The organism is Saccharospirillum sp. MSK14-1 (genome assembly GCF_003054965.1).
Lineage (GTDB): Bacteria > Pseudomonadota > Gammaproteobacteria > Pseudomonadales > Natronospirillaceae > Saccharospirillum.
On the sequence record NZ_MIES01000026.1, the window covers coordinates 1068142 to 1094523 of the forward strand.

The 26382-nt window shown below is 51.1% G+C and carries 23 protein-coding genes; 17 read left to right on the forward strand and 6 right to left on the reverse strand.

Annotated features, from left to right (window positions below):
- Window positions 1-52 precede the first annotated feature (52 nt).
- Both BGP77_RS08800 and BGP77_RS08805 read left to right on the forward strand, forming a co-directional pair.
- Window positions 53-364 (forward strand): hypothetical protein, encoded by a 312-nt coding sequence (locus tag BGP77_RS08800; protein WP_108164324.1) that lies wholly within the window; start codon window positions 53-55, stop codon window positions 362-364.
- Window positions 365-670: 306 nt separating this feature from the next.
- Window positions 671-1255, forward strand: coding sequence for a hypothetical protein (locus BGP77_RS08805; protein WP_108164325.1), 585 nt, complete (start codon window positions 671-673; stop codon window positions 1253-1255).
- Window positions 1256-1292: 37 nt separating this feature from the next.
- On the opposite strand, the gene BGP77_RS08810 is transcribed toward BGP77_RS08805, so the two are convergent.
- A complete protein-coding gene (locus BGP77_RS08810; RefSeq protein WP_108164326.1) occupies window positions 1293-2297 on the reverse strand; it encodes an AraC family transcriptional regulator in 1005 nt (334 codons plus the stop codon).
- A gap of 160 nt (window positions 2298-2457) precedes the next feature.
- On the opposite strand from BGP77_RS08810, the gene BGP77_RS08815 reads away from it, so the two are divergent.
- Entirely contained in the window at window positions 2458-3417 is a 960-nt protein-coding gene (locus BGP77_RS08815; RefSeq protein ID WP_108164327.1) for a sterol desaturase family protein, read from the forward strand.
- 11 nt (window positions 3418-3428) lie between these two features.
- Here the strand turns inward: BGP77_RS08815 and BGP77_RS08820 are convergent, their stop codons facing one another.
- Window positions 3429-4151, reverse strand: coding sequence for an NUDIX domain-containing protein (locus BGP77_RS08820; protein WP_108164328.1), 723 nt, complete (start codon window positions 4149-4151; stop codon window positions 3429-3431).
- Between the two features lie 277 nt (window positions 4152-4428).
- On the opposite strand from BGP77_RS08820, the gene BGP77_RS08825 reads away from it, so the two are divergent.
- The 5 genes from BGP77_RS08825 to BGP77_RS08845 all read left to right on the forward strand — a co-directional run bounded on the left by BGP77_RS08825 (window position 4429) and on the right by BGP77_RS08845 (window position 10045).
- Window positions 4429-5484 carry an SPFH domain-containing protein gene (locus tag BGP77_RS08825; RefSeq protein WP_108164329.1) on the forward strand — a complete coding sequence of 352 codons (1056 nt, stop codon included), beginning with the start codon at window positions 4429-4431 and terminating at the stop codon, window positions 5482-5484.
- Window positions 5481-6407: a sugar kinase gene (locus tag BGP77_RS08830; RefSeq protein ID WP_108164330.1), complete on the forward strand. Its 927-nt coding sequence runs from the start codon at window positions 5481-5483 to the stop codon at window positions 6405-6407. Before BGP77_RS08825 ends, BGP77_RS08830 begins: the two co-directional genes overlap by 4 nt.
- Before the next feature lie 104 nt (window positions 6408-6511).
- The gene (locus BGP77_RS08835) at window positions 6512-7615 is read left to right on the forward strand and encodes a hypothetical protein (RefSeq protein WP_108164331.1); all 1104 of its coding nucleotides are present in this window, start codon (window positions 6512-6514) and stop codon (window positions 7613-7615) included.
- A gap of 191 nt (window positions 7616-7806) precedes the next feature.
- Window positions 7807-9291, forward strand: a complete 1485-nt coding sequence (locus BGP77_RS08840; protein ID WP_108164332.1) for a hypothetical protein — start codon at window positions 7807-7809, stop codon at window positions 9289-9291.
- A gap of 136 nt (window positions 9292-9427) precedes the next feature.
- Window positions 9428-10045 carry an imm11 family protein gene (locus BGP77_RS08845; protein ID WP_108164333.1) on the forward strand — a complete coding sequence of 206 codons (618 nt, stop codon included), beginning with the start codon at window positions 9428-9430 and terminating at the stop codon, window positions 10043-10045.
- 232 nt (window positions 10046-10277) lie between these two features.
- Here the strand turns inward: BGP77_RS08845 and BGP77_RS08850 are convergent, their stop codons facing one another.
- Window positions 10278-11879, reverse strand: a complete 1602-nt coding sequence (locus tag BGP77_RS08850) for an alpha/beta hydrolase (RefSeq protein WP_108164334.1) — start codon at window positions 11877-11879, stop codon at window positions 10278-10280.
- A gap of 280 nt (window positions 11880-12159) precedes the next feature.
- On the opposite strand from BGP77_RS08850, the gene BGP77_RS08855 reads away from it, so the two are divergent.
- The 3 genes from BGP77_RS08855 to BGP77_RS08865 all read left to right on the forward strand — a co-directional run bounded on the left by BGP77_RS08855 (window position 12160) and on the right by BGP77_RS08865 (window position 17294).
- A complete protein-coding gene (locus BGP77_RS08855) occupies window positions 12160-13209 on the forward strand; it encodes a hypothetical protein (RefSeq protein WP_108164335.1) in 1050 nt (349 codons plus the stop codon).
- A 95-nt stretch (window positions 13210-13304) separates the two neighbouring features.
- Window positions 13305-14897, forward strand: a complete 1593-nt coding sequence (locus BGP77_RS08860) for a hypothetical protein (RefSeq protein WP_108164336.1) — start codon at window positions 13305-13307, stop codon at window positions 14895-14897.
- 240 nt (window positions 14898-15137) lie between these two features.
- Window positions 15138-17294 carry a TonB-dependent siderophore receptor gene (locus tag BGP77_RS08865; RefSeq protein ID WP_108164337.1) on the forward strand — a complete coding sequence of 719 codons (2157 nt, stop codon included), beginning with the start codon at window positions 15138-15140 and terminating at the stop codon, window positions 17292-17294.
- A 7-nt stretch (window positions 17295-17301) separates the two neighbouring features.
- Here the strand turns inward: BGP77_RS08865 and BGP77_RS08870 are convergent, their stop codons facing one another.
- Window positions 17302-17535 (reverse strand): hypothetical protein, encoded by a 234-nt coding sequence (locus BGP77_RS08870; RefSeq protein WP_108164338.1) that lies wholly within the window; start codon window positions 17533-17535, stop codon window positions 17302-17304.
- 90 nt (window positions 17536-17625) lie between these two features.
- On the opposite strand from BGP77_RS08870, the gene BGP77_RS08875 reads away from it, so the two are divergent.
- On the forward strand, window positions 17626-18438 hold the full coding sequence (locus BGP77_RS08875) for a LysR family transcriptional regulator (RefSeq protein WP_108164339.1): 813 nt from the start codon (window positions 17626-17628) through the stop codon (window positions 18436-18438).
- A 242-nt stretch (window positions 18439-18680) separates the two neighbouring features.
- Complete coding sequence (locus BGP77_RS08880) at window positions 18681-19196, forward strand: hypothetical protein (protein ID WP_146171225.1); 516 nt, start codon at window positions 18681-18683, stop codon at window positions 19194-19196.
- 102 nt (window positions 19197-19298) lie between these two features.
- Here BGP77_RS08880 and BGP77_RS08885 read toward each other — a convergent pair whose 3' ends face one another.
- Window positions 19299-20327 (reverse strand): LacI family DNA-binding transcriptional regulator, encoded by a 1029-nt coding sequence (locus BGP77_RS08885; protein ID WP_158269325.1) that lies wholly within the window; start codon window positions 20325-20327, stop codon window positions 19299-19301.
- 192 nt (window positions 20328-20519) lie between these two features.
- On the opposite strand from BGP77_RS08885, the gene BGP77_RS08890 reads away from it, so the two are divergent.
- The 4 genes from BGP77_RS08890 to BGP77_RS08905 all read left to right on the forward strand — a co-directional run bounded on the left by BGP77_RS08890 (window position 20520) and on the right by BGP77_RS08905 (window position 26008).
- The gene (locus tag BGP77_RS08890) at window positions 20520-22886 is read left to right on the forward strand and encodes an alpha-L-rhamnosidase (protein WP_108164342.1); all 2367 of its coding nucleotides are present in this window, start codon (window positions 20520-20522) and stop codon (window positions 22884-22886) included.
- Window positions 22887-22918: 32 nt separating this feature from the next.
- Entirely contained in the window at window positions 22919-24214 is a 1296-nt protein-coding gene (locus BGP77_RS08895) for an ABC transporter substrate-binding protein (RefSeq protein WP_108164343.1), read from the forward strand.
- 61 nt (window positions 24215-24275) lie between these two features.
- Window positions 24276-25178 carry a carbohydrate ABC transporter permease gene (locus tag BGP77_RS08900; RefSeq protein WP_108164344.1) on the forward strand — a complete coding sequence of 301 codons (903 nt, stop codon included), beginning with the start codon at window positions 24276-24278 and terminating at the stop codon, window positions 25176-25178.
- 2 nt (window positions 25179-25180) lie between these two features.
- A complete protein-coding gene (locus BGP77_RS08905) occupies window positions 25181-26008 on the forward strand; it encodes a carbohydrate ABC transporter permease (RefSeq protein WP_108164345.1) in 828 nt (275 codons plus the stop codon).
- Between the two features lie 77 nt (window positions 26009-26085).
- Here BGP77_RS08905 and BGP77_RS08910 read toward each other — a convergent pair.
- A partial coding sequence (locus BGP77_RS08910) for an alpha-hydroxy-acid oxidizing protein (protein ID WP_199224223.1) occupies window positions 26086-26382 on the reverse strand: 297 nt, incomplete at its 5' end.

The window sequence follows — 26382 nt, forward strand, 5'->3', positions numbered from 1 at the left end:
GCCGTCGCTGCCTACCCTCTGTTCCACTCACCCATCAAAGAGACTTTCAAGGATGAAAGACAATCATCGTTCCATTCAGGCTTGGGTTGCCGAGCGTACTCATTTTTCGTTTCTATTCCCCGATGGCAGTACGATTGGGCGGTCTTTTGAGAGCCACTATTCAGTCGAGCGGGTTGAGCAAACCGTTGATCAGCTGGTTGTTTATCTGTCGGACAATATGGTGTTTGAGATAGACGGCGCATTCGAGGTGCTTGAAGAGGGTTATCGATATGAGATGTCGGGTTTCACCCGCTTGCGGTTTTTTATAGGCGGGGTTATTCAGCGCGAATATACCCTGGGTACTTTCTGTTTGGCCGGGTTCTGAGCGGTATGCGGCTTGTGTTAAAGGCTGGCACAAAAACTGGTCGTTTGAATAACTGTTAGTTAGGCCCTTTCAAAGTTTCGGTGGGTTATCAGGTTTGTGGAAAGGGTGAGTGAATATTGGTTTTTCTGGCTTGAAAGGCGCTTGAAAAGCCTATTCAGTAAAGGTCACCTGTTCATTGGAATACTTATTGCTCTTTGAGAAGCAGCCTACTTAATGCCGGTCATTTTTGTTGTCGGTCGGCGCACTGAAAGAATGGTTTTTTAAAAGCTGTTCTTAACGCAGCCACTTTTCAATGAAGGGGAACCGATGAAAGCCGACGCAATGATGACGATGAACCCGATTGTGCGACGGGGCCCAGAGACGACGAAACCTGGGAACGAACCGGGTATTTCACAGGCAAAGGCTATTGCCACTGATGCGCCGGTAAGCATTTCAGCCAATGCTCAGCAGATCATCAAATTAGAGCGAATGATCCAGTCGGTGGACAACCCGACCGGCAATAATCTGCCGGAACCGATCGACGTCGGCAGGATGGACGCGCTGATGGAGCGCATGAAGACGGAGCTGGTCGGTGAAGATGACATCTTGCTGGCAATGGGCTGGAGCATGATGGGCGCAATGGCTGAAGGCTGGGCTGCGCAGGGTTTTGAAGTAACGGAAGAATCCGTCATCGAGGCGGGCCGGGTGTTGAATGACGCCTTTAAAGAAGGGTTGGAAAACAGCCAAGGCCGGTTTGGCATCGCTCTGGATCAACACGCCATTGTGGCCAGTCAGCAACCTGTGCCGGACTGGTTTATGGATGAACGGGCGCTGCAATTGGATGCGTTGCCCGATGCTTACCGCGACGATTTTGAAAACGGTCAGGCGTATCACATTACCTACCTTGTTTAGCGCACGGCTCATTTCTGTTGACGGGTTCCCCCGTTTTTTATTCACGTCTGTTGTTGGACTGGCGCGCCTGCGCCGGTGTATGCCCGGTCCATTGCCGGTAAGCGCGACTGAACGCGCTGTGTTCGGAATACCCCAACAGCAACGCAATTTCACTGAGTGTTAAGGACGCGTCGGCCAGGTAGTGGTGGGCGAGTTGTTCGCGGGTGCGGTCGAGCAGGGATCGCCAGGTGAGCTGGCGCTGTTCCAGCCGGCGTTGCAGTGTGCGCACCGAGACGTGCAATTGCGCGGCCACACGTTTCAGGCTGACCTGACCTTCGGGCAGTAAGCGCACCATGGTGTGTTGCAGCGCGCGGTCGAACGGGTCGGAATCGGGCAGGGCTTGCAGTAACGCTTGTGCCTGCTGGTCGAGCAGGGCGCGTAGGCTGGTGTCGTTGTGCGGCAGACGAATGCTCAGCAAGCTTTGTGGAAAGCGCACACTGGTGTGGCTGGCATCAAAGTGAACCGGGCAACCGAAGAAATCTTCGTAGGCTTGATGCGCTTCCTGTGTGGGCGCCGGGAAGACGAAGCTTACGTCGGTCAACGACGGTGGTTGTGACGCCAGCCGACGCATAAAGCGGATGAGCGCCGCAATGGAAACGCTGTCGGCCAGGTCGCCCACCGACGCCGAGGCGGGCCAGCGCAGGTTAATAACGCTGCCTTCACTCAGCACCTCGACCAGATCTTGCCCATAGAACAGGCTTTCATAACGCTGATAAGCCAGCATGGCTTCGCCCAACGTCTGGCAGGTGAGTGTGAGATAACCCAGCACGCCTAGATGCCGTGGCTGTACAAGCCCGCCAATGGCCAGGCCCGGCGCCGGTTGTTGCGGGCGCAACGCCACAGCGCTGGCAAGCAGTTCCCGCCACAGCGGCAGGGCGACGATGTCGGCCGGGCCACGGCTATCGAGCACGGCCCGCAATTCCGGTGCGGGCAGGTTTTCCTGATCCAGCCAATCACTTAACAACTGAACCCAGGCTCCGGTCACGCGGATATTCGTAGCCATAGAGACTCCTTGGTGAGATTGGCATCAATTGTCAAAAACTGGGCATGATTCGTCAATTAGCTGGTGTTAGGCCAGCGCACAATAGGAGGCAACGCTCAGGCTTCGCACAGGCGACGGCGGGCCTGAGCCATAACAACAAGATCGACGATGGAGACACCCAATGACACTGATACCCCTGTTCGAGGCCGTGTGGCATGACAGTGGGCTCGCCAGTGTGTGGCAAACACTGGCGCCCTGGTTGGCGCTGGATGAGCGGCAGTTGATTTTCGTGGTTGCCACGCCCTTCTTTATTGGTGTGTTTTTGTGGGAATACCTGAAGATTCGCCACGATCCAGTGCGCGTCGATGGGCGTGAATCGATCCGGAATTTTATGCTCGGTGCCGGTTACCAGACCACTGAGTTGCTCTTTGCCGGGGTGATTTCCTTTCCGGTGTATGCGCTGGCCTATCACTATCGGCTGATGGATATTCCACTGAACTGGGCAACGGCTATACTGCTGTGGGTGCTGACCGATTTTTGTTTTTACTGGTTTCACAGGGCGTCGCATCGTGTGCGTTGGTTATGGGCTGCGCACGTAACGCACCATTCTTCCGAACGCATGAATTTTTCCACGGCGATGCGTCAGAACGCGACCAACATTTTTAACGGTGGCTGGCTGGTGTATGTCCCGTTGGCGTGGCTGGGTTTTAACCCGGTGTGGATTGGCGTGTGCTATGCGTTGTCACTGGTGTATCAGTTTTTTATTCACACCACCTTGGTGGGCCGGCTGCATCCGCTGATTGAATGGCTGTTTAATACGCCAAGCCATCACCGCGTTCACCACGGCCGCAATCCGAATTACATCGACCGTAATTACGGCGGTGTTTTTATTGTGTTCGACCGTTGGTTTGGCACCTTCGTGGCAGAACGTGATGACGTACCGGTGGAATACGGTATCACCCGACCGGTCTACAGCCACAACCTGATCGTGAACTGGTGTCACGAATATTGGGATCTGTTTAAAGCCATGGCCGCCCCAGGCGGATCTGTAATACAGCGGTTGCAGCACCTATGGAAACCACCGGAGTGGGAGCGAGAGCGTTCGCCCAAAGGTGCTGGATTAAACCGTGAAGTAGATTGATGGTTACGCTCTTATCCATCGATATTTCTTACAAATCGGTAGTCATCGATGCCTGGGCGGGTTTTATACAGCATAGCGGGGCGACCTTTATCGATAACTTTGGTTTCGCCCGTTTCTTTGAGTACACCGGAACTTTCAATCCGTCTTAAAAAGCTTTTCCGCTGAATGGTTTTGCCAATCAGTAACTCGTGGACGCGACGTAATTCGTAGAGTGTGAACGGTTCAGCCAATGCCCGGGCGGTTACCAAAGAATACAATGCTTTTTGCCGGAAACGTTCGATGCCAGCTTCGATAATGCGCTGGTGATCAAATGCCAGCTTTAGGGTCTTAAGTCGATCCACGTCAAACCACTGACTATCGGAAACGCTATCAATGTGAGCGGCGCAGGCGGCATAGGGAATAAGAGCGGTATAGGCCACCGTTGTTGACCAGCCACGTGGGTCTCGATCGGCACTTCCAAAAGCGCCCAGTTGTTCAATGTAGGGTGGGGCAACACCGGTTTTATTCTTCAAGCTGCGCATGGCAGCGTCTTCTAATTGGTTATCCGCACGTTGATCAATAAACCCACCGGGCAGCGCCCAGCAGCCAATGGCCGGATGGCTGGCACGTTCCACCAACAAGACTTTCAGTCGGTCTTCATGATAGGTCAGTAAGACAGCATCCACGCTGAGCAACACAATGGGGTAATCGGCTGCGTTGTAGGTGTTGAGAAAGGACTGTTCTGATTCGCTCATAGTTAGCTCTATAAGTGTCAATGAGACACATAGTGTCGGCTTGTCAGCGGGTTCGCAAGTGGAAAATGGCTTCTCAGCAGAGCCTGAACTGTAGTGATACTATTTTTTTGTCATGGAATTTTGTCTCTATCTTATTGTTTTTTATAGAGTTTTAACTTAACTCTCTGTTTTTGTTTCTCAATATAGTGACAATTAGACACTAAATGGCTTGACTGATAAGTGTCAAAGAGACACTATTATTTCATTAAGTGCCCTAAAGACACAAAAGGAGAGTAAAATGATCAACGTTCGTTATTTCAAAGCTGATGCCAGCACCTACGTCATTAAGTCGAATCACGGCAAAGTGGTCGAGCAGGGCCGGGGGTTAAGCTTTTTTTATCTGGAGCAGACCACTTCCATTGCTGCCGTTCCGATGAGTGCTCAGGAAGCACCCTTTGTATTCAATATGCAATCAGCTGATTTCCAGGATGTCCGTGTGCAAGGGCAGATCACCTTTCGGGTGGTTGATGCGATTAAGACCACTGAAGTGTTGAACTTCACTCTGAACCGCAGCGGCTTTGGCTATGTCAGTGAAGACCCGATGAAACTCAATGAGCGGGTTATTCGCGTGGCTCAGAGCATCATCCAGGCGCGCATTCAGGAACGCAGCTTACGCCAGGTGTTAAAGGATGGTCAGGCAACACTGCAATTATTAGAGCAAGGTCTGGATGGGCACAAAACTCTGGCGGCTATGGGTATTGAAGTATTGGACGTTAGCTTAACGGCCATTCGTCCTAATACAGAAACCGCTCGTGCTCTGGAAGCAGAAGCGCGTGAAGCCATCCTGAAAGAAGCCGACGATGCTGTTTATCTGCGCCGTATATCTGCAGTTGAGCAAGAGCGCACGATCAAAGAAGCCGAGCTTCAAACCGACTATTCAGTGCAACAAAAAGAACAGGAAATAGCGGAACAACAAATTGAAAACAAGCGTCGGTTGATGCTGGGTGATATGGAGAGTCAACGTGAACAACAACTGGCTGTTATCGCGTCGAAGAAAGTTGCGTTGGAAGCAGATGTCGCTAACGAGGCGGAGCGTCAGAAACTGATTGAATTGAGTGTTCTGAACCGCAAGCAGGAAGCTGACGCTGAGGCATATCGTTTGAAAACGCAGATGGAAGCGATGAACACATTACCCGTTGAAACACTCAAAGCGTTGGTCATGGGTAACATGAATGCAGAACAGTTGATGGCGGTGGCAATGGAAAACCTGTCTGGCAGTGTGACGTCCATTGGAGAATTAAACCTCAGTCCGGACCTGTTGGGTCAAGTATTCAAGAAGGGAATGCGTCAATGAGTCAGTCAGCCCGCTTTGTTTTAATTGAACGTAAAACCCGGCTTACCGAACTGGTGGAGCGGTTCAATACCTGGTCACAGGCCCGGTTTTATTTGGAGCATGCTAACGCCGATGTGAACGACTATTTGCAGGAGCACGATCGGTATCAAAAAGCGTTATCGAACATCGAAATAACACTGCGAGCACATGGACGTGTCGCCCGATTAGAAAGGGCCTTGTTAGATACGTACCAGTTCCACTCCGAGGACATCATCCTGGTAGTGGGTCAGGATGGCCTAGTAGCCAATACTCTGAAGTATTTGCAGGGTCAACCGGTGATTGCTATCAACCCTGACCCGCAGCGTTGGGATGGGCCACTGCTGCCTTTTACGGTGGAAGACGCTGAGCAAGTGGTTGTCGATACACTGGCGGGACACGCATCAATAAAAACTGCGTCGTTTGCTGAAGCGACCACCAAAGACGGGCAGCGGATGCTCGCGGTAAACGACTTATTCATTGGTCCAAAAACCCACAGTTCAGCGCGTTATTCACTAGCCTGGAACGGTCAACAGGAAGTGCAGAGTTCATCCGGAATTATTGTTTCAACGGGGTTGGGCAGCACGGGCTGGTTGCAATCGATTTTAGCGGGCGCGGCTGGCATCTCGGGACAGGCTGTCCCCAGTGATCTGAAGGGTGGGTTTTCATGGGAAGCGGACTATCTATATTACTCAGTGCGTGAACCCTTTCCCAGCCAGACAACTGGGACAGACATGGTAATGGGGCGGGTGACAGCAAAGAATCAGTTAGTCCTAACATCGTTTATGCCGATGAACGGGCTGGTTTTTTCCGATGGTATTGAAAGTGATGGGCTGGAATTTAATGCAGGCACAGAGCTTACGATTGGGCTGGCCGATGTACGTGGCTGTTTGGTCGCCCGGTCGTAAAACGGGTTTGTAGGTGGACAGATGTGACACCCACAAAGTTATGTTTTTCACCGTTCAGCCGAATAAAGACCTGATGCGTCATAGAGTCAGGGAGGCTTCCGGCGATGATGGAAAACTATTATGGGTTTTTCACCCAACACCCAGTGCTGCTACAACACCACAAGCAGTTTAATGAAGACATACATCGTCATCTGAGCGCGATGGATCATACGAGCGGCCCCACTGTACCCGATGAAGAGACGTTGCAGTTTATACAAGAGGCGATGTCTAAGGAGGTGCCGAGCGGTGTCGTGGTTACCATTGCTGAGAACCAAAACGCAGGCCCTCGTATTACGCCACCTCCCGATGTTTATGACGACCTGACTTTTGAGCCGGAAGAAGGCGTTCTGGTTGCGACCGATAAGCCGTCGCTGCCGGGGCGCGAGAATATTCAAGCTCGTATTTCCATGGTCCAAGCGTTCACCAATTACGACGGTTTGGACTCACAGCGCTTACAAAACCTCGCGGATGAGCAGAAAAAAGCCCGCTTTTCGCTGGCGGACACCCTGAACTATGCCGGTGTGTTTCAGGCGGGCGTGACTCGTTCGGTGGTTAACGGTGTGGTTGAAGTGGGTGATTTTACGGGCAACCTGAACACTCGGGGGTTGGCTGTTGAGGACCCGTTAATCTATGACTTTAGTAAATCACTGATAGGCAAACATAAGGATAACAGTCAGGTTAATCTGTCGGTTACGACGGCGTCAGGGAATAGCATTGAGGTGACCGTTTCGATTAAAGAAGCCTTTAATACAAAAACGGCCGAAGGTGCACAACGCAACCTGAATGTCTCTTTTCAGGCATCCTCAGAGTTGACTGACGAAGAAGCGACGGCGCTAAATTCGCTGGTCCAATCACTCGACCCGCTCATTTATGGTTTTAATAAGAATAAATATGTTACCGATTCATTAGTTGATTCTTATGCAGCTAGGATCGGTGATTTAAGCGACATCTTCAGCGATGTTGATACGCAGTTTACTTACCGTGGCTACATAACTGAGAAAACCATTTCGCTGACTTCCGAACAGTCTGGTTTGAAGGTGGCAACAGACGAGAAGAATATGTCGCTCTATTATCAGACAGAGTATTTCGTAGCTAATAATACGGCGATCGCCTTTGGCAAGAGCAGTGAGGTTGGATTCGATTATTTTGAAAGTCTGTTTGATCGGTAAAAACGAAGAAACAGAGCGTTTTAAATGTTAATTTTTAATTGGATAAACCGTTAAGAGTCGTTAAGAAACAAGCATTTAATTGTACTGCAAACTCAACACCTAACAGCGTGCGGACAGTGTCGACACCAATGAGATTGACTCTCATCTTACAAGTCGATAATTATTGTTCCGCATCTAAAAAGGAGTGCAGTATGAAAAAGGCTATTTCTACAATTGGTTTGGCGTTTGCCATGGGATTTCCTGTGGTGGCCAGTGCGGATGACTCAGCAGCGGCAGCTGTTCAGTTGCAGGCTGAGAACTCCATCAACAACCGGATTGCGATAACCGGTAAACAACTACCCTCTCAAATCTCCAGCGAAGTAACGAGTGAGTCGGCCATCAAGAATGTGACCGATGAGAGTATCACGCTCACGGGTATTCCTTCAGCAGAAACGGACGAGCAGGAAGCTCGTATCCAGAGCTTTTCTGCTCAAGCGGATACTCCCAGTCCACAGGTTTTCGACCCTGCGTATACGCCTATCTGTACTGAGCTCAGTGTGGACACCGTTTACACTTTAACGGGAACGGTAACCGGCGAATCCTACTGCTATTATTTTGCGGTGACCGATGACCCTGTGCGCATCGACAGTGTGTTGATTGGCCAGCAAGCGGGTAATGATCACGACGTTACCATCGCTCAGGACGACCCGAACAACCCTTACACCTTTCCAACGTCTTATAGTTCGGTTTATGTGGGTAACCACGATGAGCGTGTGTCTTTTGTGTCCGATGCCGGCCACTATTATTTCCTGATCGAAGCCGTTGAAAGTACGGGTGCAGCGTTTAACTTTGCGCTTCAGTCGATTGATAATTTTGACGAATACGAAGTTAACGATACGTTAGCGACGGCCACCGAGCTGGTTCACAGCGAAACCTTTACCGGCAACATCGACTCCGGTATTGACGAGGATTACTACACCTACACGACGGTCGGGGAGAGCATCACCGTTGAAGTGACGCAGTACGACCCTAACCACAATCTGTTTGTGTCGTATGACGAAGGCGCCAGCTGGTCAATCATCAGTGGTAGTGGCCGCTTTGATCCGCCGACGGAGCCAGGTGATGTAATTACGTTTGGGGTCGCCTATGGCGGGTCGCTAAACCCGGCTAATCCTTACTCGATCACGGTTTATGACAATCGCGGATTGAAGATCAGTAAGTTAGTCGGTCTTATCGTTAACCTTCATTCGTCATCAGGTCAGAATTATCTGAACAAGACGTTGGGCAATTACCGAGTTGACGGCTACCCTGTTAAGGGTGGTGTGCGAGGTCATTACGTTCGGTTCTTTGGTCAGCTGAAGTTCCCTTATGATGAACCCGCTCCCTATATGGATTTCATCTTCGACTATACCTTGACCGAGGATGGCATTGGCCATTGGTTCCATGAAGTCGATGTGAAGTCGGATTCCGATGGTTTCTTTGAGATTCTTGTTCCGCTGAATGAATGTTCGAGCTTCAATACCTATACCCAACGGGTTCCGGGTGAAGACCCTGATATTCATTATAACTTCGACCTGGAGCGCTTCCATATCCGGGCGGATACGGTAAACGGCGAACAGGTTTTGAATACGGCCAATGAATATTTCTTCAACCTCTGCTCTGCCAGTCCGGGTGCTGATATCCTGGATCCTTTGTAAGACTATTACTTGACCGAAAGGGCCGGTTTATTCCGGCCTTTTTTGTTAAGAAGCACCATCCATGGGTTAGTACTGTTTGACAGTTCGAGTGAGGCGATATACTGAGCGCCACCGCATAGAAGAAAGCTGTCTACCAATGAGCAAATACAACGATCAGTACTACATCGTTTTTAACCGATACAACAAAGACACACTCTATTTAACAACACATGCCAGAACCGGTCGCCGCGACGGAGTGGGCAGTGAACGCCTAGTTGGTAACAAACCTTACTTCCTGTGCAATGCCTATCGGGAAAAAGACACGCAGGAAGGGATTCGCAGACCGGTACAGCAGGCTCATCTGTATGATACCTATCCGGTCGTCGTAAATGACGTGCGTGAGTCGATTCGTTGGGTTGAGAACGACCAGCTTCAGTTTTATCCGGCCGTTATAATTGATGACGACGATAAATGGCTGGAAAACTACTGGATTATGAACGTGCATGCCGCCATCGATTGCCTGGATTTAGAAGCCTGTGATATCGATGACGAAGAGGACGATGAGCTTTGTAACAGCATTGATCGATACAGCTTTGACGATGCCAAGCTCGATGCCATTCCGGAACCACAACGATGGGTGATCAAAGTTAAAGGCGGTGATGTCGACTACGTCTTCTTTCACGAGAAAGTTGTCGAGCAATTTAACAGTGCCGGTGTGAATACGCTGAGATTCATCAAGGTATCAGATTGGGAAATGGGCGTTCAATTCCAGTAGCCTCGGCGGTGCTAATCTTGGCTAAATCATCGTCGTATAACGGTGATCATCATTCTGCGAAAAATTGCCAATGCACTGACTCATAATTGGCTTGCAGCTTGTCGATGTTGATCGTAGCGGAACCGCTTTAGTAGTCATAATCCTAGAAAAGTTCAAGTTCAGACAGGTCACCCTTGACTTATATAGGATGTTCAAGAGTGACATTTCTCTTATGAGTGTTTTATTGTAACCACTAAGGCGTTTCATCAATAAAGCGCCTTACCGCTTCTAAAAAAACCTTAGCGGCTGGTTCTCTGCCAAGCAGCGAATGGTTACTGGTGTCGAGACTCAGGAACTCGGCATTCGGAATCTGAGCGGCTAATTGCAGGCCATTACCAATGGCGACTTGCTGATCTTCGCGTGAGTGAATCACCAAGGTTGGAACGGTGACCTTTTGCAATAGATCACGAACATCAATTTGGTCGAAATTGGACAGCAATCGGGCCGCATTTTCGGGCGATGTTGTTGATCGTTGGAATTCACTGTACCAAGCTGTTTCTGTGGTGTTGGCGTTGGGAATATAGACCGACGAAAAGATTTGCCGATAGGCCGGGTTGTCCCGCGACCAGCCGGTTTCCGCCAGTGTAATCAATGCTTGCTTTTCGCGTTTTGTGTTTTCGTTGGCATTCAATCCGGCGCTGACGGCATAGCCGCCAAACAACACCAGATGAGACACTTTCTGTGGGTGTTTTACCGCGTAGGCAATGGCAACAGCGGCACCTTGAGCGATGCCCAGCAGGGTAAATTGATTGAGCTGGTTGGTATCGACAACGGTTTTCAGGTCGTTAACGGAGGCGTCAAAAGATAAGTCTTCAACGTCCCACTCTGAGAGGCCACTGCCGCGCTGATCATAACGGATAAACCGATGGTCGGTGGCGAGGTCGTGAAACAGCGGGCTCCAGACGGGTGCATCCCAGTCGTAATCGATGTGGTTCGGCCAGCTGGCTACTTTGACAATGGGAGCGCCAGTACCGGCGGACGCATACGCAATACGGACGTTATCTTGGGTGGTACAAAACCCGATCTTTTGTTTCAGGTTCTGATTTTCATGCGCTTCGACTTCGACGTTTGAATGGCCGCGAATGGTACCATCGATGCTGTCTTCATCGCGTTTTTTATGTGACCAGGCAATGCCGGCCGAACGGAGCCTCGCTGCGAAATCGGTCGCCAAATTCTCCATCTCTTCTTTCATACCCAAGGATTCCAGCAGTGTCATAACACGAGTGCCAGCGGCTGGATTGAACGGTTCGACTTCCAGTCTACGTCGAGCCCACTTTAATCGCTGCGTTGCATTTAACTCTGGGTGTGTGGATAGCCTCATTAAGACTCGGGCATGCAGAAGAACAGCATCATGCCGTTTGATCATCAGCCATCTCTGATACCGTTCCTGGTCGGGCAGTTCGGTGCCATCTAAAAACGTTTCAGCGAGTGAGTCGCCAATGCTTTCCAGTTCCTGAATCGTGGTAAACGGGTCGTTAATCTTGAGTTCTATCTCCTGTATGTCGATAAACACATCATCAGTGAGCAGTGATACCCGGTCTCTATTGGTGACTAAACGTTCTTTGTTGGTCTGATTGACTAACGGCCTTATTTTGCTGAGCGACCAGCGTAGGGTGCTTCGAGGATCATTGGGCTCTTTCCAGAACAATTCACAGAGATGATCTCGCCGGAATGATTTGTCAGCCATGGCCAGATAAGCGAGTAAGGCCCGGGTTTTTTTTGAGCGTGGAAGGTCAAGTTGTTGGCCGTTCTGGAACAGAGTGAGTCCGCCCAGAGTTTTGATGGTCAATGTCATAGTGAGTCCCGCAATGATGTGTGTAAAGGCTCTTAAAACCAGTCTTTGTTCAAACGAAGGCGTCGAAATACCACGATTTTTTAAACGTTTAATTAAACGATCCTAAGTTATCGTCGTTCAGGTCAGAGTCATCTTTGACAGCAAAGGAATGGCGGTAGAAGGAGGGTTATCGAGGTTTCAAGAGCCAACGTTGCAGGGAAGCTCACGGATTAAAACCATTCTTACTCAAAAAAATGCTGTAAGACAACCCGATTTAAATGGACTGACAGTGGAGCAGAAAATGACGAAACATCATCGCAGTGGTATTTGCTCAGTCGATTATTTATGGGTCGATGGAAATCGCTATATCGCACGCCTGAAAAGTAAATCACGTGTTCTTGCACTGCCCGATGTTCCCGACCTAGTACACTTTCCGGCCTGGACATTGGACGGCAGCCTTACCGGTCAGGGTGACAGCGAAGAACTTATTCTCAATCCGGTCAGGTGGTATCTGAACCCCTTAAAAGCAGGCCGTCATTACCTGGTTTTGTGTGAGGTAAACGATGTCACCGGTTACGCTCATTTTGGCAACCATCGCTCGGGGTTACGGTTGCTTTTGCGTACTGCCGACATTGCTGCGCACCAGGTATGGATAGGCCTGAGCCAGCAGTACAGCCTGTTGCAAATAAGTGATCTGGCCGACGGCAGCGTTGGCCGTGTTCAGGAAGAATGCCAGGAACAATCGAGTCTTCATGCCTTGATTGCGGACGCTCATGCAACCGCCTGTTTGGAGGCTGGCCTGCATTTGCACAGTTGGCATTTGGTGCCCCACCTACAACTCCCGGTGTTTCAACTCGGTATGCGCAGTGATGACGATGACTGTGACCCGCTGAAAGTAAGCGATGATTTGTGGGTTGCGCGTTATCTGCTGGAGCAACTGTCAAGCATTCATCATCAAACCGTTATTTACGATCATTTGGCGACGCCGGCTTCTTTGAGTCTCAGTGTTTCTACCCTGAACACGCGTGATAAATCCGCGGGTATGGCGGCCATGCTGCGTATTATTGCTGTGTTGGAAATGCTGGAGGTTGTTGACAAAACAAGTCGCGAATTTAAACACCAGTTTTTCCCGTCTGAAAATTTTGAGTCGGGTTACACCAGTCGAAAAGCTGCGTTTCGTATTCCATCCCAGGTCGTTTTGGCGCGGCGTGGTCATTTGGTGGATCAGCGGCCTCGGGCCAAGGCCGATCCATATCGCCTTGTTCAGTATTTACTGGGCAGTCTGAGAGTCAGTGATTTTAGTACTGATCGTCGATCAGAGAGCTTGAGTCAAATACAAGTGAGTATCTAAAACTAAATAAATGTGCGCCATTTTGGTCAGGATATCGAGAGGGTTATGGCTTGAATTTAAAGTGGGATTTACGGGCATTTCTTTTGCGAATTGTAATGGCAGGTGTGATTTTTTTTTGTGCCGGATGTGAAACGCACCCTTATTCAGACGATACCTATCGCATTGGCGGTTTTATTTCCGGGTACCAGCTGCCTGAAGGGCTGACAATCAGAAGTCAAAGTGGTGAAGTGATGGAAGTGGTTGGTCGTCAGTTTTCGTTTGATAAACAATTAATGGATAACGACGTGTATTCGGTCACGATTGCAGAACAGCCTGATGTTCAGATTTGTAAGGTGATTAATGGCAGTGGGGTGGTTGATGATGCGCATGTTGACGATATTGAAATCCACTGTCGCTCCTGGCTTATGGAGAAAACCTTCTTTAAAGAGAACTCAAGTAAAGCACTGTCATTAGCACTGGATAAAGACTCGAACCAGCACACTGTTGCTGCCTGGCAAGAAGATAAGGGAGGCAGTCAGTCGGAAATTACGGTCAGACTGTATAAAGATAACGAGGAATACTGGTTTGGAAGTTTCGACATCAATCGTTCATCGAACGCCACCGACCCTCAGTTAAGTGCACAAGGCGAACGAGAGTTTGTGTTGGCGTGGGAGTCGTTGGATCTCAACGAGGCGTCGCCAACATCCCAAATACGGATTACGCAATATAACCCGGTAGAAAGTACGGGTCCGAATGTGTCTGTCAGCAGGCCAGGCTCGAACGCGACCGAGCCGGCAGTGGCATCCAATGACAATGCCGATGCTATTGTGCTTTGGAAGCAAGCCGATGAGAGCGGCACTCAACGGGTTTGGTCCAGCAGCAAAACGGACGCTGAAGGCTTGGGTTGGACATTGCCATCTTTGGTCAGTACCGATTCGGCCGGTGGTGACGTATCCCACCTTCAGGTAGCCATGAATCCCAATGGAGAAGCCGTTGCGATTTGGCTTGAACAAAACAATGAGGGCATCGACAAAGTACGCGCTAATTTCTACACCCCGGAGAACGGATGGCTCAACGTGCCATTTAATCTCAATGCCGATTCACAAACCGATGCCTTGACGCCAGACCTGACGATCGATGGTAACGGCAATGTCGTCGCCGTTTGGGTTCAGCAGGGTAATGAGAAAACAACCCGCAGCGTGTGGATTAATACCTATGTTCCCGGTGTGAATAGGAATCAGTGGAATGTGCCTCGGGAACTGGAAGTCGAAGCGGCCGGAAACGCAGCATTGAGTCCTCAAGTTATGGCTTACAAAAGCACGCAGGCAATGGTTGTGTGGTCGCAGGATGACGGTACCGGTGTGAATCGTATCTGGGCCATGACCCACAGCCCCAACGGCGAATGGAGTGTTTTTGCACTCAGCAATATTACCGCTCAAATGGATGTGGAAGGCGCCGAGCAACCGCAGATTGCGCAAGACGACGATGGCAATGTCATTGTGGTATGGCGTCAATCCATCGACGGGAAAGCCTCCATTTGGAGCAATACCTATACGCCTGTGAGTGGTTGGGGAGACCCTGTGCAGATTGAAAGCACCAACGCCGATGATTCGACCGAGCCCTTGATAACGATGGGAAAAACCGGGCAAGCGGTGGTTATTTGGCGAAAAGAAACCAGCGGAGACTTGCTGTTTAATCGGTTTGAATAATGAACCGTTATTGGCATGCCTTCAGTTGTCTTTGGGTGCAGTGCTCAAACAAAAACCAGATGAACAGTAAGGCTATATTGGTATTTAAGTTAGGCACCAATGAGGGCTGAACCTGTACTTTATTGACCCGAAGCAATACAAATTTATCTCAAATAAAAAATACTGTTAATCGCCATTGAGAATCAATGTCATTATAGATTAGGATGCGCTCCAAATTACTAGAAGCGAGTAGTCCATCCCATGTCCCTGTTTTCTCGTTCAATCCATAGCCAGTATTTGGCGGCCTTTTCTCTGGCAGCATTGCCGTTAGCCGCCATGGCTGAAGCTGACTCAGCTGAATCCGAATCCTCTTCGTTGAGTGCTGTGACCGTTATTGCTGATCGTTACGATGACGAACAACCGGGCGCCGAATATTTGGACGGCCAGGTTTCCACCGGTGGGCGTGTTGGTGTATTGGGTCAGGTCGATGCTTACGACGCACCTTTTAGTTTAATGCGTTACAACAAAGAACTGCTCGAAGAGCAGCAGGTTGAATCCCTTTCCGACATCGCCAGCTTTGATGCGGGCGTTCATACCTATTTGGGTTACGGTAATTTTTCTGAGCAGTTTGTTTTGCGTGGCTTCCACCTGAATGGTGACGATGTTCTTTATGGTGGTATGTATGGTGTTGTGCCACGTCAGATCGTATTAACTGATATTGCTGAGAGTATTGAAGTACTGAAAGGTCCGAGTGCGTTTGCCAATGGAGTGTCACCAGGTGGTTCCGGCGTTGGTGGCAGTATCAATGTTGAACCGAAATACGCGGGCGATAATGAAACTTCCGTCGGCCTTAGCTATAGCAATAACACCTACCTCAGTACCAATATTGATGCTAGTCGTCGCTTTGGAAGTGATGAAGCTTTTGGCGCACGAGTAAGTGCTGTTTTGGGTCAGGGTTCTACCAGTATTGAAGATGAAGAGAGAGGTAATATTTCTCTTTATACCGGTCTGGATTATGAGACGGATGAAAGCCATACCTATCTGAACGTTGGGTTTATGCGCTCATCGGTCGACAGTGGTCGTCCGGCGCTGGCTGTTGGGTCTCTCACCAGTATCCCAGATGCACCAGAAGGCGATGTTAATTTCAAAGCTGACTGGAGTGATTTTGAATCGACTAACTACTTTGGCATCCTGCGTCACGATCAAAGTTTGTCTGATCAATTGGCAGTGTATGCGGCCTTAGGTGCAAACAAGACCCGTGAAGAGGGGACTTACGCCACACCAAAGCTTAATGACACCGATGGCAATGTAACCATCACTGGGTTGGATACGACTTATGAGTCGCAAAATATCACAGCTCAGTTTGGTTTGGAGGGCCGGGTTAATGCTTTAGGTTTGCAGCACACCCTAAACCTCGGTTACTCCGGCGTCATTAAAGAGTATGGCGATTACAGCGAGTATTCATCTGGGTCAGAGAACTCAAATATTTATAATCCGGTAGCTGTTAATAAACCGGTTAATAACAATGATTCTGGTGCGGGTAGTTTCGAAAACCCCGAACTGTATACCCGAACAAGCGCACATGGATTGGCGTTGACCGACAGTTTTGATGTTTTGGATGCGCTGATTAATGTCACAGCAGGTGTTCGTTATCAGCAAATGGCTACTGAAAATAAGCTTTATGATACGGAATATGATGGGGATGCATTGTCGCCTATCGTCGGCGTCAATTATCACCCGGTGGATAGTCTGACCCTTTATGCAAACTATGTAGAAGCTCTACAGGAAGGCAAAGTAGCACCGCAAACTGCGTCTAACAGCGGCGATAACATTGGGCTGGTACATTCTGTTCAATTTGAAACTGGGGCTAAGTTAGAGCTTGGATCAATTGGTGGAACTTTTAGCCTCTATCAGATCAGTCAGCCCAGTGCTTACGAAGATGACTCTAATGAATACGGTTATCATGGTGAGCAGCGTAGTCGCGGTTTGGAATTAAATGTCTACGGTGATCCGATGGACCGCCTGCACCTCCTTTCTAGTGTTGCTGTTACTGAGGCTGTGTTGGTCGAGACTGAATCAGGAACGAATGAAGGTAATCGCGTAAGAGGCGTACCGGAATACCGAGCAATTGTCGGCGCTAGCTGGGATATCCTATCTACCTGGACCGTCTCGGGCCGCGTTGTTCATACCGGTCCTCAAGCTGTGAACAATGAGAACACGCTGGAGCTGGATCCTTGGACGCGACTGGATGTTGGCATGAGTTACGACGCGGTGGTTAAGTCATTCCCGGTTACACTGCGAGCCAATATTGAAAATGTAACCAACGAAAACTACTGGTCCGGTGTTGGCACCGACTGGGGGCAGTTAGCAATCGGTAAGCCTATTAACGGCACACTGTCTGCAACCGTCAGTTTCTAATTAGACTTTATTGAAGCGGGCTAGGTGCCCGCTTCTTTTTAATTCGATTTGCCATTGTTGAAATACCTTTCGCTATTCTCTTCAGCCAAAGCAATTCGTTTGTTGCGTATTCTTCCAAGTAGTTTTCCTCTTCCAATAAGGCACGGCTCGGTTTTTCATTCTTGAATGGTATTTGGTTGTAAGTGCCGTTTGTCTGCGGCGCCGCCGTGCGTTTACATCGCTTTGTTAATGTAACAATCATGACCGGCCCCTCTGACTCCATAACTTGAATGCCCTCAGGCTAAAGCGCTATTCTGATTTCTGGAATAAAACGAAACGGAATGATCTTTTCATGAATGAAAAGGAAGTAGATTGGCGGGATTTGCAGCTTTTTCTGGCGGTGGCGCGTGAGGGCGGGCTTTCTCCTGCTTCCCGGCGGGTGGGACGCAGCCCTGCGACGCTCAGTCGGCGAATGTTGGAGCTTGAGGCGGCCTTAGGGTGTGAGCTGTTTATCCGTCGAGATCGAGGCTATGAGCTGACCCGAGATGGGCAGTCGCTGCTGTCGTCTCTGGCCGATGTTGAGAATCGAGTTCAGAGCGTTAATGCGCTTTCGGGTGTCACTGAGCGGCCCTTGGTGAAGGTTTCGGCAGGTAGCTGGACAACCTTGGCGCTGATGCCGCATCTTGGTTTTTTGCAAGGTGATCCAGCGGATATCCTGATCCGTTTTATTGCGGCTGAACAATCCCTAGATGTCTCTCACCGCGAAGTGACCATCGGGTTCCGTAATAAGCGACCCACACAGGATTCGCTGGTTTGCCGTAAGTTAGCGCCGGTCGAGTTTGCGCCCTATGGGCTGGCATATGCGCCGGACAATTGGATTAAGGTCATCGTTGATACACCATCTGCGCGCTGGGTGGAACAGCATGCAGGCAGCGATGCGGTGTGTGAAGTGAATGCGCCGCGTAATAGTTTAGATCTGGCGTTAACGGGTGTGGGTGTTGCGTTATTACCGACGTTTATTGGTGATGCTCAGCCCACGTTAATACGCCGGGGCAAGGTGGTGGCCGAACTCAGTCATGATCGTTGGCTGGTAGTGCATCAACAAAGCCGGCAGTTACCGCCGGTGCGCCGAGCGATCGACCGGCTGTGCGACGTTTTAGCGTGAATTAATCCGCTCAAATGCCCATTATTCAGGAGCCGCGTCGGTACTATAAGCGGTACATGAGCGTTGCGTGCATTCCTAAAGATAGCGAACAGAAGGCGGCAAAAAATTACCGCAATTGCGGCCAGCAGTTTCCTTTTACGGTACTTATTGGCCGTTTTTTGGCGCATTTAGCCTTAGAATCCGTGGTCTGAATTTTGCTCAATAGACTGAATGCTCGCGTTCTCATCGAAGGATAACGTGCTGTGAATATTGGTTTCTCTCCAATGTTATCGCTGAACTTAACACCGACTGCGCTGCCTGGCGCGTCTAAGTCGGGGAGTTCGGCTGCAACACAGTTTCCGCAAAGCTTGGCGCTGGTTCAGGCTGTTCCGACCAGTCAAGTAACACCGGTTACCCAGGTGCCCCGAGTCACGACCGCGACTCGGGAAGAGGCGGTGCCGTCTCAAGAAGCGATAAGTAAGCCGAACCTCGAACGGGATCCGGTTGAAGAGTTTAAGAAGTACATGGCGCTGTCGCCGGCGGAGAAGATGCGTCACGCCGTTCTCGACGAATCCGAATTGTCGATAGACGACTATCAGTCGTTGCCTCCGGAAGAGAAACAGAAGATCGATACGCAAGTGGTGGATCGCTTAAGTGCAGCGCGCGAAGCGCAAGGCAATAGTCACCCGTCCCCGAAAGCGATTGCCCATTACTACATGGAAATGCAGCGAGACCTGGCTGGGGCAGGACGAGTCAGCTCAACCAGTATTTTTGTATAAGTTCTGGCTGGAATTCGTTGCAGCTTCAAACCTGAAGCCCGTCACTGGGTTGCCCAATAATCCGCCTGGCGCAGGTTGCGTCGTTTGCTGAGTTGTTAGCGTTTATTGTCGGTCGGTCGTCGAGCTGCCGCGGACGCAGAGTTCCGGTTCGAACACGCTATGCACTGATTCACTGCGACCCTGAATTCGCTCAATCAATAACCGCGCAGCTTCAAGACCCAATTGCTGGCCGGGTTGATCAAGACTGGTTAAGCCGAACGGTCGAAACTGGTCGTCGTAGGTGTTGTCGTATCCGACGACCGCTAATTCTTCGGGAATACGAATACCCAGATCGCGTGCTTCGGCGAAGACGTGAACGGCAATCATATCGCTCCAGCAAAATAAGCCATCCGGACGCTGCGGGCTTTGCAACAAAGCGCGTACCCGAGCCCGCGTTTGTGCGGCATCGAATTGCGAATAATGAATGCGGTCTTTGGTCGCGTCGCCAGTGAGCGTTTGCAATGCCGCTAAAAATCCCAGTTCCCGCTGACGAATAACATTGGTCGATTCCGGTTCGTCCAGTTCCAGACTGAGCATCTGAATATTCCGACATCCCTGTGCCACCAGGTGCTCCACGGCAAAGTGAGCGCCATCCTGATCATTGAAATTGGCGGTGTCATAGCTTTTATCATCGCCAGGATGAAACGCCACCGCGCACGTTGGGACTTGCCGGCCAATATGATCCACTTCGGTGTGTGACAAGCGCGGTGAGATCAGAATCAAACCGTCCATCTGGCGATCAATCATCGAGTTCACCAGCGCACTTTCCAGCGGCACCATGGAGCGACCCACGCCCAGCAACGGTTGAATACCGGTGCCTTCAAACCCTTCATAAATGCCGTCGTAAATGTCCGGAATGTAGGGGTTGCGCAGATCGGTTTGCAGTACGCCCACGGTATAGCTGCGACCGCGCATTCCGCGGGCGGCCATGTGCGGGCGGTAGCCCAGTTTTTTGATCGAGGCTTCCACTTTGGCGCGCATGCGATCACTGACGCCATAGGAATTGCGCAACACCTTGGACACCGCCGCCACGGAGACATCCGCGTCCTCGGCCACGGTTCGAATGGTGACGCGCTTCGATCGATTGGTCATAACGTGAGCTTTCCAGGAATTGATGTGGTTTGACGCATCATGATTGAAAAATGACAGCTTTTGAAATTTTAGGCTTGCAATTTGATGGGTGAGGATTAGCATAGCGTGTAGAACGTTATACAAAAACAACAAAACGCCGTCGACCATCACCCACGTGATGGATTGACGGCCAAGAGTTAAGAGGCTCACCTCATGTCGACAGTGTTTGATCACTCCTTGCCGAGTGGTCTGTCTGCTTTTGCACGCGCCGAGATGATCCATCCCCTGGCCGATCAGGGTGTCGGCGCAGCCGCACCGGCGGTCGCCAAGCGTTTCCAGTTGCAGCAAGCTCCGATTGATCCGGTTTACCTGACGCTCAGTGCGCTGGGTTTGTACCGTTGTTTTATTAATGGACAGCGCGTTGGCCGCGACCTGCTGACACCGGGCTGGACAGCCTACGATCTGCGCCTGCCTTACCAGTGCTATGAAGTATCCGACCTGCTGGTCAGCGGTGAAAACCACATCGAGATCTGGCTGGCGGATGGCTGGCTGCGCTCACAGATGATGTGGACCAAGGTGGAAATTTTTAATACCTGGGGCAGTCAGCTAGGAGCACTGGCCGAGCTGCAAACGGCCGCGGGTGAGTTGCTGCTGAAAACCGATGCCAGTTGGACGTCGGGCGAAACGCCGATCCGAAAAAGTGGCATCTATTTGGGTGAACACTACGACGCAGGCCGCGAGCACATCGCGTTCGATCAAGGCGTTGAGGTGATGCCGTTCAATAAAGAGTTACTGTTCGCCCACGACGGATCGCCAGTGCGCGAACTGGAAAGCTTTCAACCGATTAAACAATGGCAGGACGACGAAGGCCGTACGCTGATTGATTTTGGTCAAAACCTCGCAGGCTACGTTGCCTTTGAGGTCAGCGCTCAGTCGGGTGATGAAATTCTCGTCGAACATTCGGAAATTCTCGGCCCGGATGGCGAATTTGATAACCGCAATTACCGCACGGCTGAGGCGACGGTTCGTTACCGTTGCCGAGGTGGCAGCCGCGAAAAATTCCGCCCGCATTTTACTTTCTTTGGTTATCGCTACGCGCGGATTACGTTGGGAGGGTCGGCGCAACTGGAAGCCGTTGAGTCGGTGCCCATCAGTTCAGTTCAGGAGGTAACCGGTGAATTTGAATGCGGCCATCCTCTGGTCAATCAGCTGGTTAGCAATACCCTTTGGTCGCAGCGAGCTAATTTTATTGAAGCGCCCACTGACTGTCCGCAGCGTGACGAACGTCTGGGCTGGACGGGCGATGCGCAGGTGTTTGCCGGAACCGCCTGTTACTTACACAACAGCCATTACTTCTTAAAGAAATGGCTCAGTGATGTGGTGGCCGAGCAGGCCGACGACGGCGCCATTCCGCACGTGGTACCGGACCCCACTCGACGCGATCACTCCAAACTGCCCAACTTTGTTGGCAGCACGGGCTGGGGCGATGTGATTCATGTGTTACCGCTGACCCTCTGGCACCACTATGGCGATCGCGAAGCGTTGGAGCTGGCCTTTCCGGCCATGCAACGCTGGGTCGATTATGTGTGGAATATCAGTGACGGGCCCATCGTGCGCCCGCCACGAGAAATGGATGTACGCGGGTTCAGTTTCGGTGACTGGTTACAGCCGGGCGGCTCCACGGAAAAACCCAATGCCACCATTGGCGATGATGCTGCCGCAACGATTTATTTATACATCGCTTTGCGCAACACCGCGCAGGTTGCGGGTATTCTGAATGATGCAAAAACCGAAGCTGCGTTGCAGGCAAAAGCTGAGCAAGTGAAGGCCGCTTTTGAGCACGAATTCATCGCGCCATCAGGGCGGATTGGTTACAACGACCAGACGTCTTACGCGTTGTGCTTTCTCTATGATCTGGTGCCTGATCACCATCGCGAAGCCGCAAAACACTACTTTGTTGCGGCGGTTAAACGTACCGGCGGTACCATTGGTACTGGCTTTATTGGTACCCCGGCTTTGTTGCCTGCGCTGGTCAAAATCGGCGAACTGGAACTGGCCGAAACACTCTTCTTACAGGAATCGGTTCCGGGCTGGCTGTATCAGGTGAAGCAAGGCGCTACCACGATTTGGGAACGCTGGGATGCCATCGCCGAAGACGGTCGTATTTTTGATCCGGACATGAATTCCTATAACCACTATGCCTACGGCGCGGTGTGCGAATGGTTATTCGCCGCCGTTGCCGGCATTCGAGCCGCTTTCGATCAACCGGGTTTCGATGTTGTTGAGTTCAGTCCGGTCGTGTTGCCGAAGCTGGGCCCGGTATCGGCTCATCATCGGTGTCAGCATGGCGATATCGAAGCACGCTGGTCGGTGAATGGGGATGTCGTTGATTACCAAGTGACTGTGCCCAACGGCGCTATAGGTCGCTTAGTGCTTGGCGAAGCCTCAACCGAACTCAGGTTGAACGGCGAGACGGTTTCCGAGTCTGCCCTGGCATCGCTGCCCCCGGGTCGACACCACTTTAACTTCCGGCTGACGCGTTTAGCCAACCGCATGCAGGCACTCGATACCACTGCATAAATCCAAACCACAACGAGCAAGTGAGGATCATCATGAAAACAACAAAGAGCCTCCGTACCCTCAGCGCAGCTTTGGCTGTGGCGGCGTCCAGCGCCGCGGTCGGTTCATCCCACGACAGCGTTGAAGTCACGCTGCTCACTGACAATTCGCCCAATTCGGTTGCGGTGTTCAATGCGCTGGAAGCAGCCTTTGAACAAACGCACGACAACATCGACATCAATGTCGAAACTCGTGCCGGTGGTACCGAAGGCGACAATATTGTGCGCACCCGTCTGGCAACCGGCACCATGCCAGACCTGTTCTTCTACAACTCCGGTTCGCTGCTGCAGGCGCTAAACCCGAGCCGTACCTTGATCGACCTCAGCGATGAACCCTTTATGGAGCGGGTATCGCCTTCCTTCCAGTCAGTGGTCAGCGATGGCAAGGGTGGGGTTTATGGTGTTCCAGGCGAAGCCGGCATGGGCGGTGGTATTCTCTACAACCGCAAAGTCTACGAGGAACTGGGCCTGGAAATTCCCCGTACCTGGGAAGAATTTATGGCCAACAATGAAGCCATCAGCGAGACCGATGTGGCTCCGGTTCTGGGTTCCTTTGGCGCCACCTGGACGTCGCAGATTTTCTTCCTGGCGGATTTCTACAATGTGTTGCAACAGGATCCGGATTTTGCCGAGGAATTTACCGCCGGCAATATCGAGATGTCTGAGAATGACGCCATTTTGAAGAGCTTTGGCCGTATTCAGGATGTCTATGAAGCCGGTTACTTTAACGAAGATTTCGCTTCCGCGACCTATGAAGATGCCTTGCGTATGCTGGCGATGGGTGAGGGCGCTCACTACCCGATGCTGACCTTTGCAGTGACGGCATTGCTGGAAAGCTACCCGGATGCCGTTGAAGATTTGGGTTTCTTCTCAGTACCGGGTGACAGCGCAGACGCCAACGGTCTGACTGTCTGGATGCCGGGCTCCATCTATCTGTCGCAATCCAGTGAAGAGCCGGAAGCGGCCAAGGTGTTCCTCGACTTTGTTGCCAGCCAGGAAGGCTGTGAAGTGATCGTCGACACCATCGGTGCGTCAGGCCCGTTCCTGATCGAAACCTGTGGCCTGCCGGATGATGTGCCGCAGCCGGTTTCTGACATGCTGGTCTATCTTCAGGATTCCAGTCGCAACGCTCCTGCATTGGAGTTCCTGTCGCCGCTGAAAGGTCCATCCCTGGAACAAATTCTGATTGAAATCGGTTCGGGCATTCGTGATGCCGAATCCGGTGCGGAACTGTACCAGCGCGATGTCCGTCGCCAGGCCCGTCAATTGGGTCTGGACGGCTGGAACTGAGTACGCCATCGGATTGCCCCGGCGTTTGCCGGGGCAATCGTTCACTTTCCTGGAGACTGTCATGACGTTGTTCGGTCGCCGTACTGCTCTGGCTAATCAGAGCCGCCCTCTGAACCTGCAGTCCTATTATCCGCTGTGGTTCTATGTTCCCGCGGGCGTGATTTACGGCTTGATGTTTTTGTTGCCGACCTTTGCGTCGCTCTACTTCAGTTTAACGCGATGGACATTGTTCAATCAGGAATTCATCGGGTTCGAAAATTTTGTCGAATTCTTTAACGAACCCTTTTTGCTGAAGGGTTTGGTGAATACGTTTATTTTTGGCTTCAGCACCTCCGCCGGCAAAGTGATCGTTGGCATGGGGCTGGCTGTGTTATTGACCTCCAATATTTATATGCGCGGATTGCTGCGCTCGGTGGTCTTCTTTCCGGTATTGGTCAGTACCATTGGTATCGGTATTACCTTCAATGTACTGATGGATCCACAAGACGGCGTCATTAACGCGGCCTTGGCTATTGTGGGCATCGATGGTCCGCACTGGTTAACGTCGCCTAAGATGGCCATCTATTCGGTTGCCTTGGTGGAAATCTGGCGCGGTGTTGGATTGGCCACGTTGATTTTGATCGCCGGGTTGATGGCGATTCCCGACGACTTTTATGAAGCGGCGCGGCTGGATGGCGCCTCTGCCTGGCATCAGTTTTGGCGCATTACTGTGCCGCTGTCGCGACCTGCTATTGCCACGGTTCTTACACTGAGTTTGATTGACGGCTTACGGACCTTTGATCTGGTCTGGGCGATGACGCGTGGCGGCCCTGGCTTCTCATCCGATGTATTGGCATCGGTGATCTACAAACAATATCAGGCCGGTTTTTATGGTCTGTCGACGGCCGGTAACGTCATTTTGTTTATGGTAATTGCGTTGGTGGCTTTGCCGATTGTTGCCTTCCTGAACCGTGAGGAGCGCTGAAGATGTTCTCGACTCGCAGGCTCATAATTTCTGTTGTTGCCTTTGCCGGCGCGCTGGTTTTCTTTGTTGTGCCGTTTATCTTTATTGCGCTGACGGCGGTGAAAACCAAACAGGAAGCCTCGCTGCTGCAGTTGACCTGGCCGACGGAAACCCAATTGTGGCAAAACCTGGTGGCGGTGATTGAAGCGCGTGACTTTATGATGATTCAGGCGTTTATCAACAGCGCCATCATCACCGTTGGCAGTGTGACGTTGATCGTACTGTTTTCCGCCATGGTTGGCTTTGTACTGAACCGACGCAAAACGTCCTGGAACAAGATGATCATGTTTCTGGTGTTGTCCGGTCTGATGATTCCCCCGGCCATTGTGCCGACCATCTGGCTGCTGCAACAACTGGGCATTTTCCGCACCCTGCATTCGATGGTACTGGTGGAAGTCGCGTACAACATTTCGTTTGGCATTCTGCTATACCGCGCGTTTTTCTCAACGATACCGCGCGAGCTCGATGAGGCCGCCATTATGGATGGTGCTGGCCCGGTGACGCTCTTTTTTAAAGTGATGTTGCCGCTGTTGAAGCCGGTGACGGTGACCAACATCGTCGTGTTGTCGGTGATCATCTTTAATGACTTTGTACACCCGTTGTATTACCTGCCGGGCGATGACAACGTCACCATCCAGCTGACGCTCTATAACTTCCAGAGCATGTTTAACACCTCATACAACTTGCTGTTTATGAATGTGTTGGTAATTACCGTGCCAATGTTGATTGTCTTTTTGATCTTCAACCGACAAATCGTGTCCGGTATGACATCCGGTGCGCTGAAAGGGTAGTCCGTAAAGGCGTTGAACCATTAAGAAAGGGGCTTACCCGGAGCACTGCTCCGGGTTTTTTTTATGTGGGGAAAAAGCTATTTGTAAACGTCCGGATTCACCAGATTGTGTTTGCCGACGTTCAAAATATCCCGCTCGCCACACAGCGCCATCGAGATGTCCAATTCCTTGTGCAGAATGTTCAGCACATCGGTGACGCCCTGTTCGCCCGCCGCCCCCAGACCGTACAAAAACGCCCGGCCGATGTAGGTGCTTTTGGCACCCAAGGCGATGGCTTTTAAAATCTGCTGGCCGGTGCGAATGCCTCCGTCAAAATGCACTTCAATGTCGTTGCCAACCGCATCCAGTATCGCCGGTAAGGCTTCGATGCTCGA

Coding starts and splice junctions, on each gene's coding strand:
- BGP77_RS08850 (WP_108164334.1), bottom strand. CDS start 11,879: ATGACATTGACCATCAAAACTCTGGGCGGACTCACTCTGTTCCAGAAC.
- BGP77_RS08900 (WP_108164344.1), top strand. CDS start 24,276: ATGACGTTGTTCGGTCGCCGTACTGCTCTGGCTAATCAGAGCCGCCCT.
- BGP77_RS08815 (WP_108164327.1), top strand. CDS start 2,458: ATGACACTGATACCCCTGTTCGAGGCCGTGTGGCATGACAGTGGGCTC.
- BGP77_RS08860 (WP_108164336.1), top strand. CDS start 13,305: ATGGCAGGTGTGATTTTTTTTTGTGCCGGATGTGAAACGCACCCTTAT.
- BGP77_RS08870 (WP_108164338.1), bottom strand. CDS start 17,535: ATGATTGTTACATTAACAAAGCGATGTAAACGCACGGCGGCGCCGCAG.
- BGP77_RS08820 (WP_108164328.1), bottom strand. CDS start 4,151: ATGAGCGAATCAGAACAGTCCTTTCTCAACACCTACAACGCAGCCGAT.
- BGP77_RS08895 (WP_108164343.1), top strand. CDS start 22,919: ATGAAAACAACAAAGAGCCTCCGTACCCTCAGCGCAGCTTTGGCTGTG.
- BGP77_RS08905 (WP_108164345.1), top strand. CDS start 25,181: ATGTTCTCGACTCGCAGGCTCATAATTTCTGTTGTTGCCTTTGCCGGC.
- BGP77_RS08885 (WP_158269325.1), bottom strand. CDS start 20,327: ATGACCAATCGATCGAAGCGCGTCACCATTCGAACCGTGGCCGAGGAC.
- BGP77_RS08835 (WP_108164331.1), top strand. CDS start 6,512: ATGATGGAAAACTATTATGGGTTTTTCACCCAACACCCAGTGCTGCTA.
- BGP77_RS08810 (WP_108164326.1), bottom strand. CDS start 2,297: ATGGCTACGAATATCCGCGTGACCGGAGCCTGGGTTCAGTTGTTAAGT.
- BGP77_RS08865 (WP_108164337.1), top strand. CDS start 15,138: ATGTCCCTGTTTTCTCGTTCAATCCATAGCCAGTATTTGGCGGCCTTT.
- BGP77_RS08875 (WP_108164339.1), top strand. CDS start 17,626: ATGAATGAAAAGGAAGTAGATTGGCGGGATTTGCAGCTTTTTCTGGCG.
- BGP77_RS08845 (WP_108164333.1), top strand. CDS start 9,428: ATGAGCAAATACAACGATCAGTACTACATCGTTTTTAACCGATACAAC.
- BGP77_RS08805 (WP_108164325.1), top strand. CDS start 671: ATGAAAGCCGACGCAATGATGACGATGAACCCGATTGTGCGACGGGGC.
- BGP77_RS08800 (WP_108164324.1), top strand. CDS start 53: ATGAAAGACAATCATCGTTCCATTCAGGCTTGGGTTGCCGAGCGTACT.
- BGP77_RS08890 (WP_108164342.1), top strand. CDS start 20,520: ATGTCGACAGTGTTTGATCACTCCTTGCCGAGTGGTCTGTCTGCTTTT.
- BGP77_RS08825 (WP_108164329.1), top strand. CDS start 4,429: ATGATCAACGTTCGTTATTTCAAAGCTGATGCCAGCACCTACGTCATT.
- BGP77_RS08840 (WP_108164332.1), top strand. CDS start 7,807: ATGAAAAAGGCTATTTCTACAATTGGTTTGGCGTTTGCCATGGGATTT.
- BGP77_RS08830 (WP_108164330.1), top strand. CDS start 5,481: ATGAGTCAGTCAGCCCGCTTTGTTTTAATTGAACGTAAAACCCGGCTT.
- BGP77_RS08855 (WP_108164335.1), top strand. CDS start 12,160: ATGACGAAACATCATCGCAGTGGTATTTGCTCAGTCGATTATTTATGG.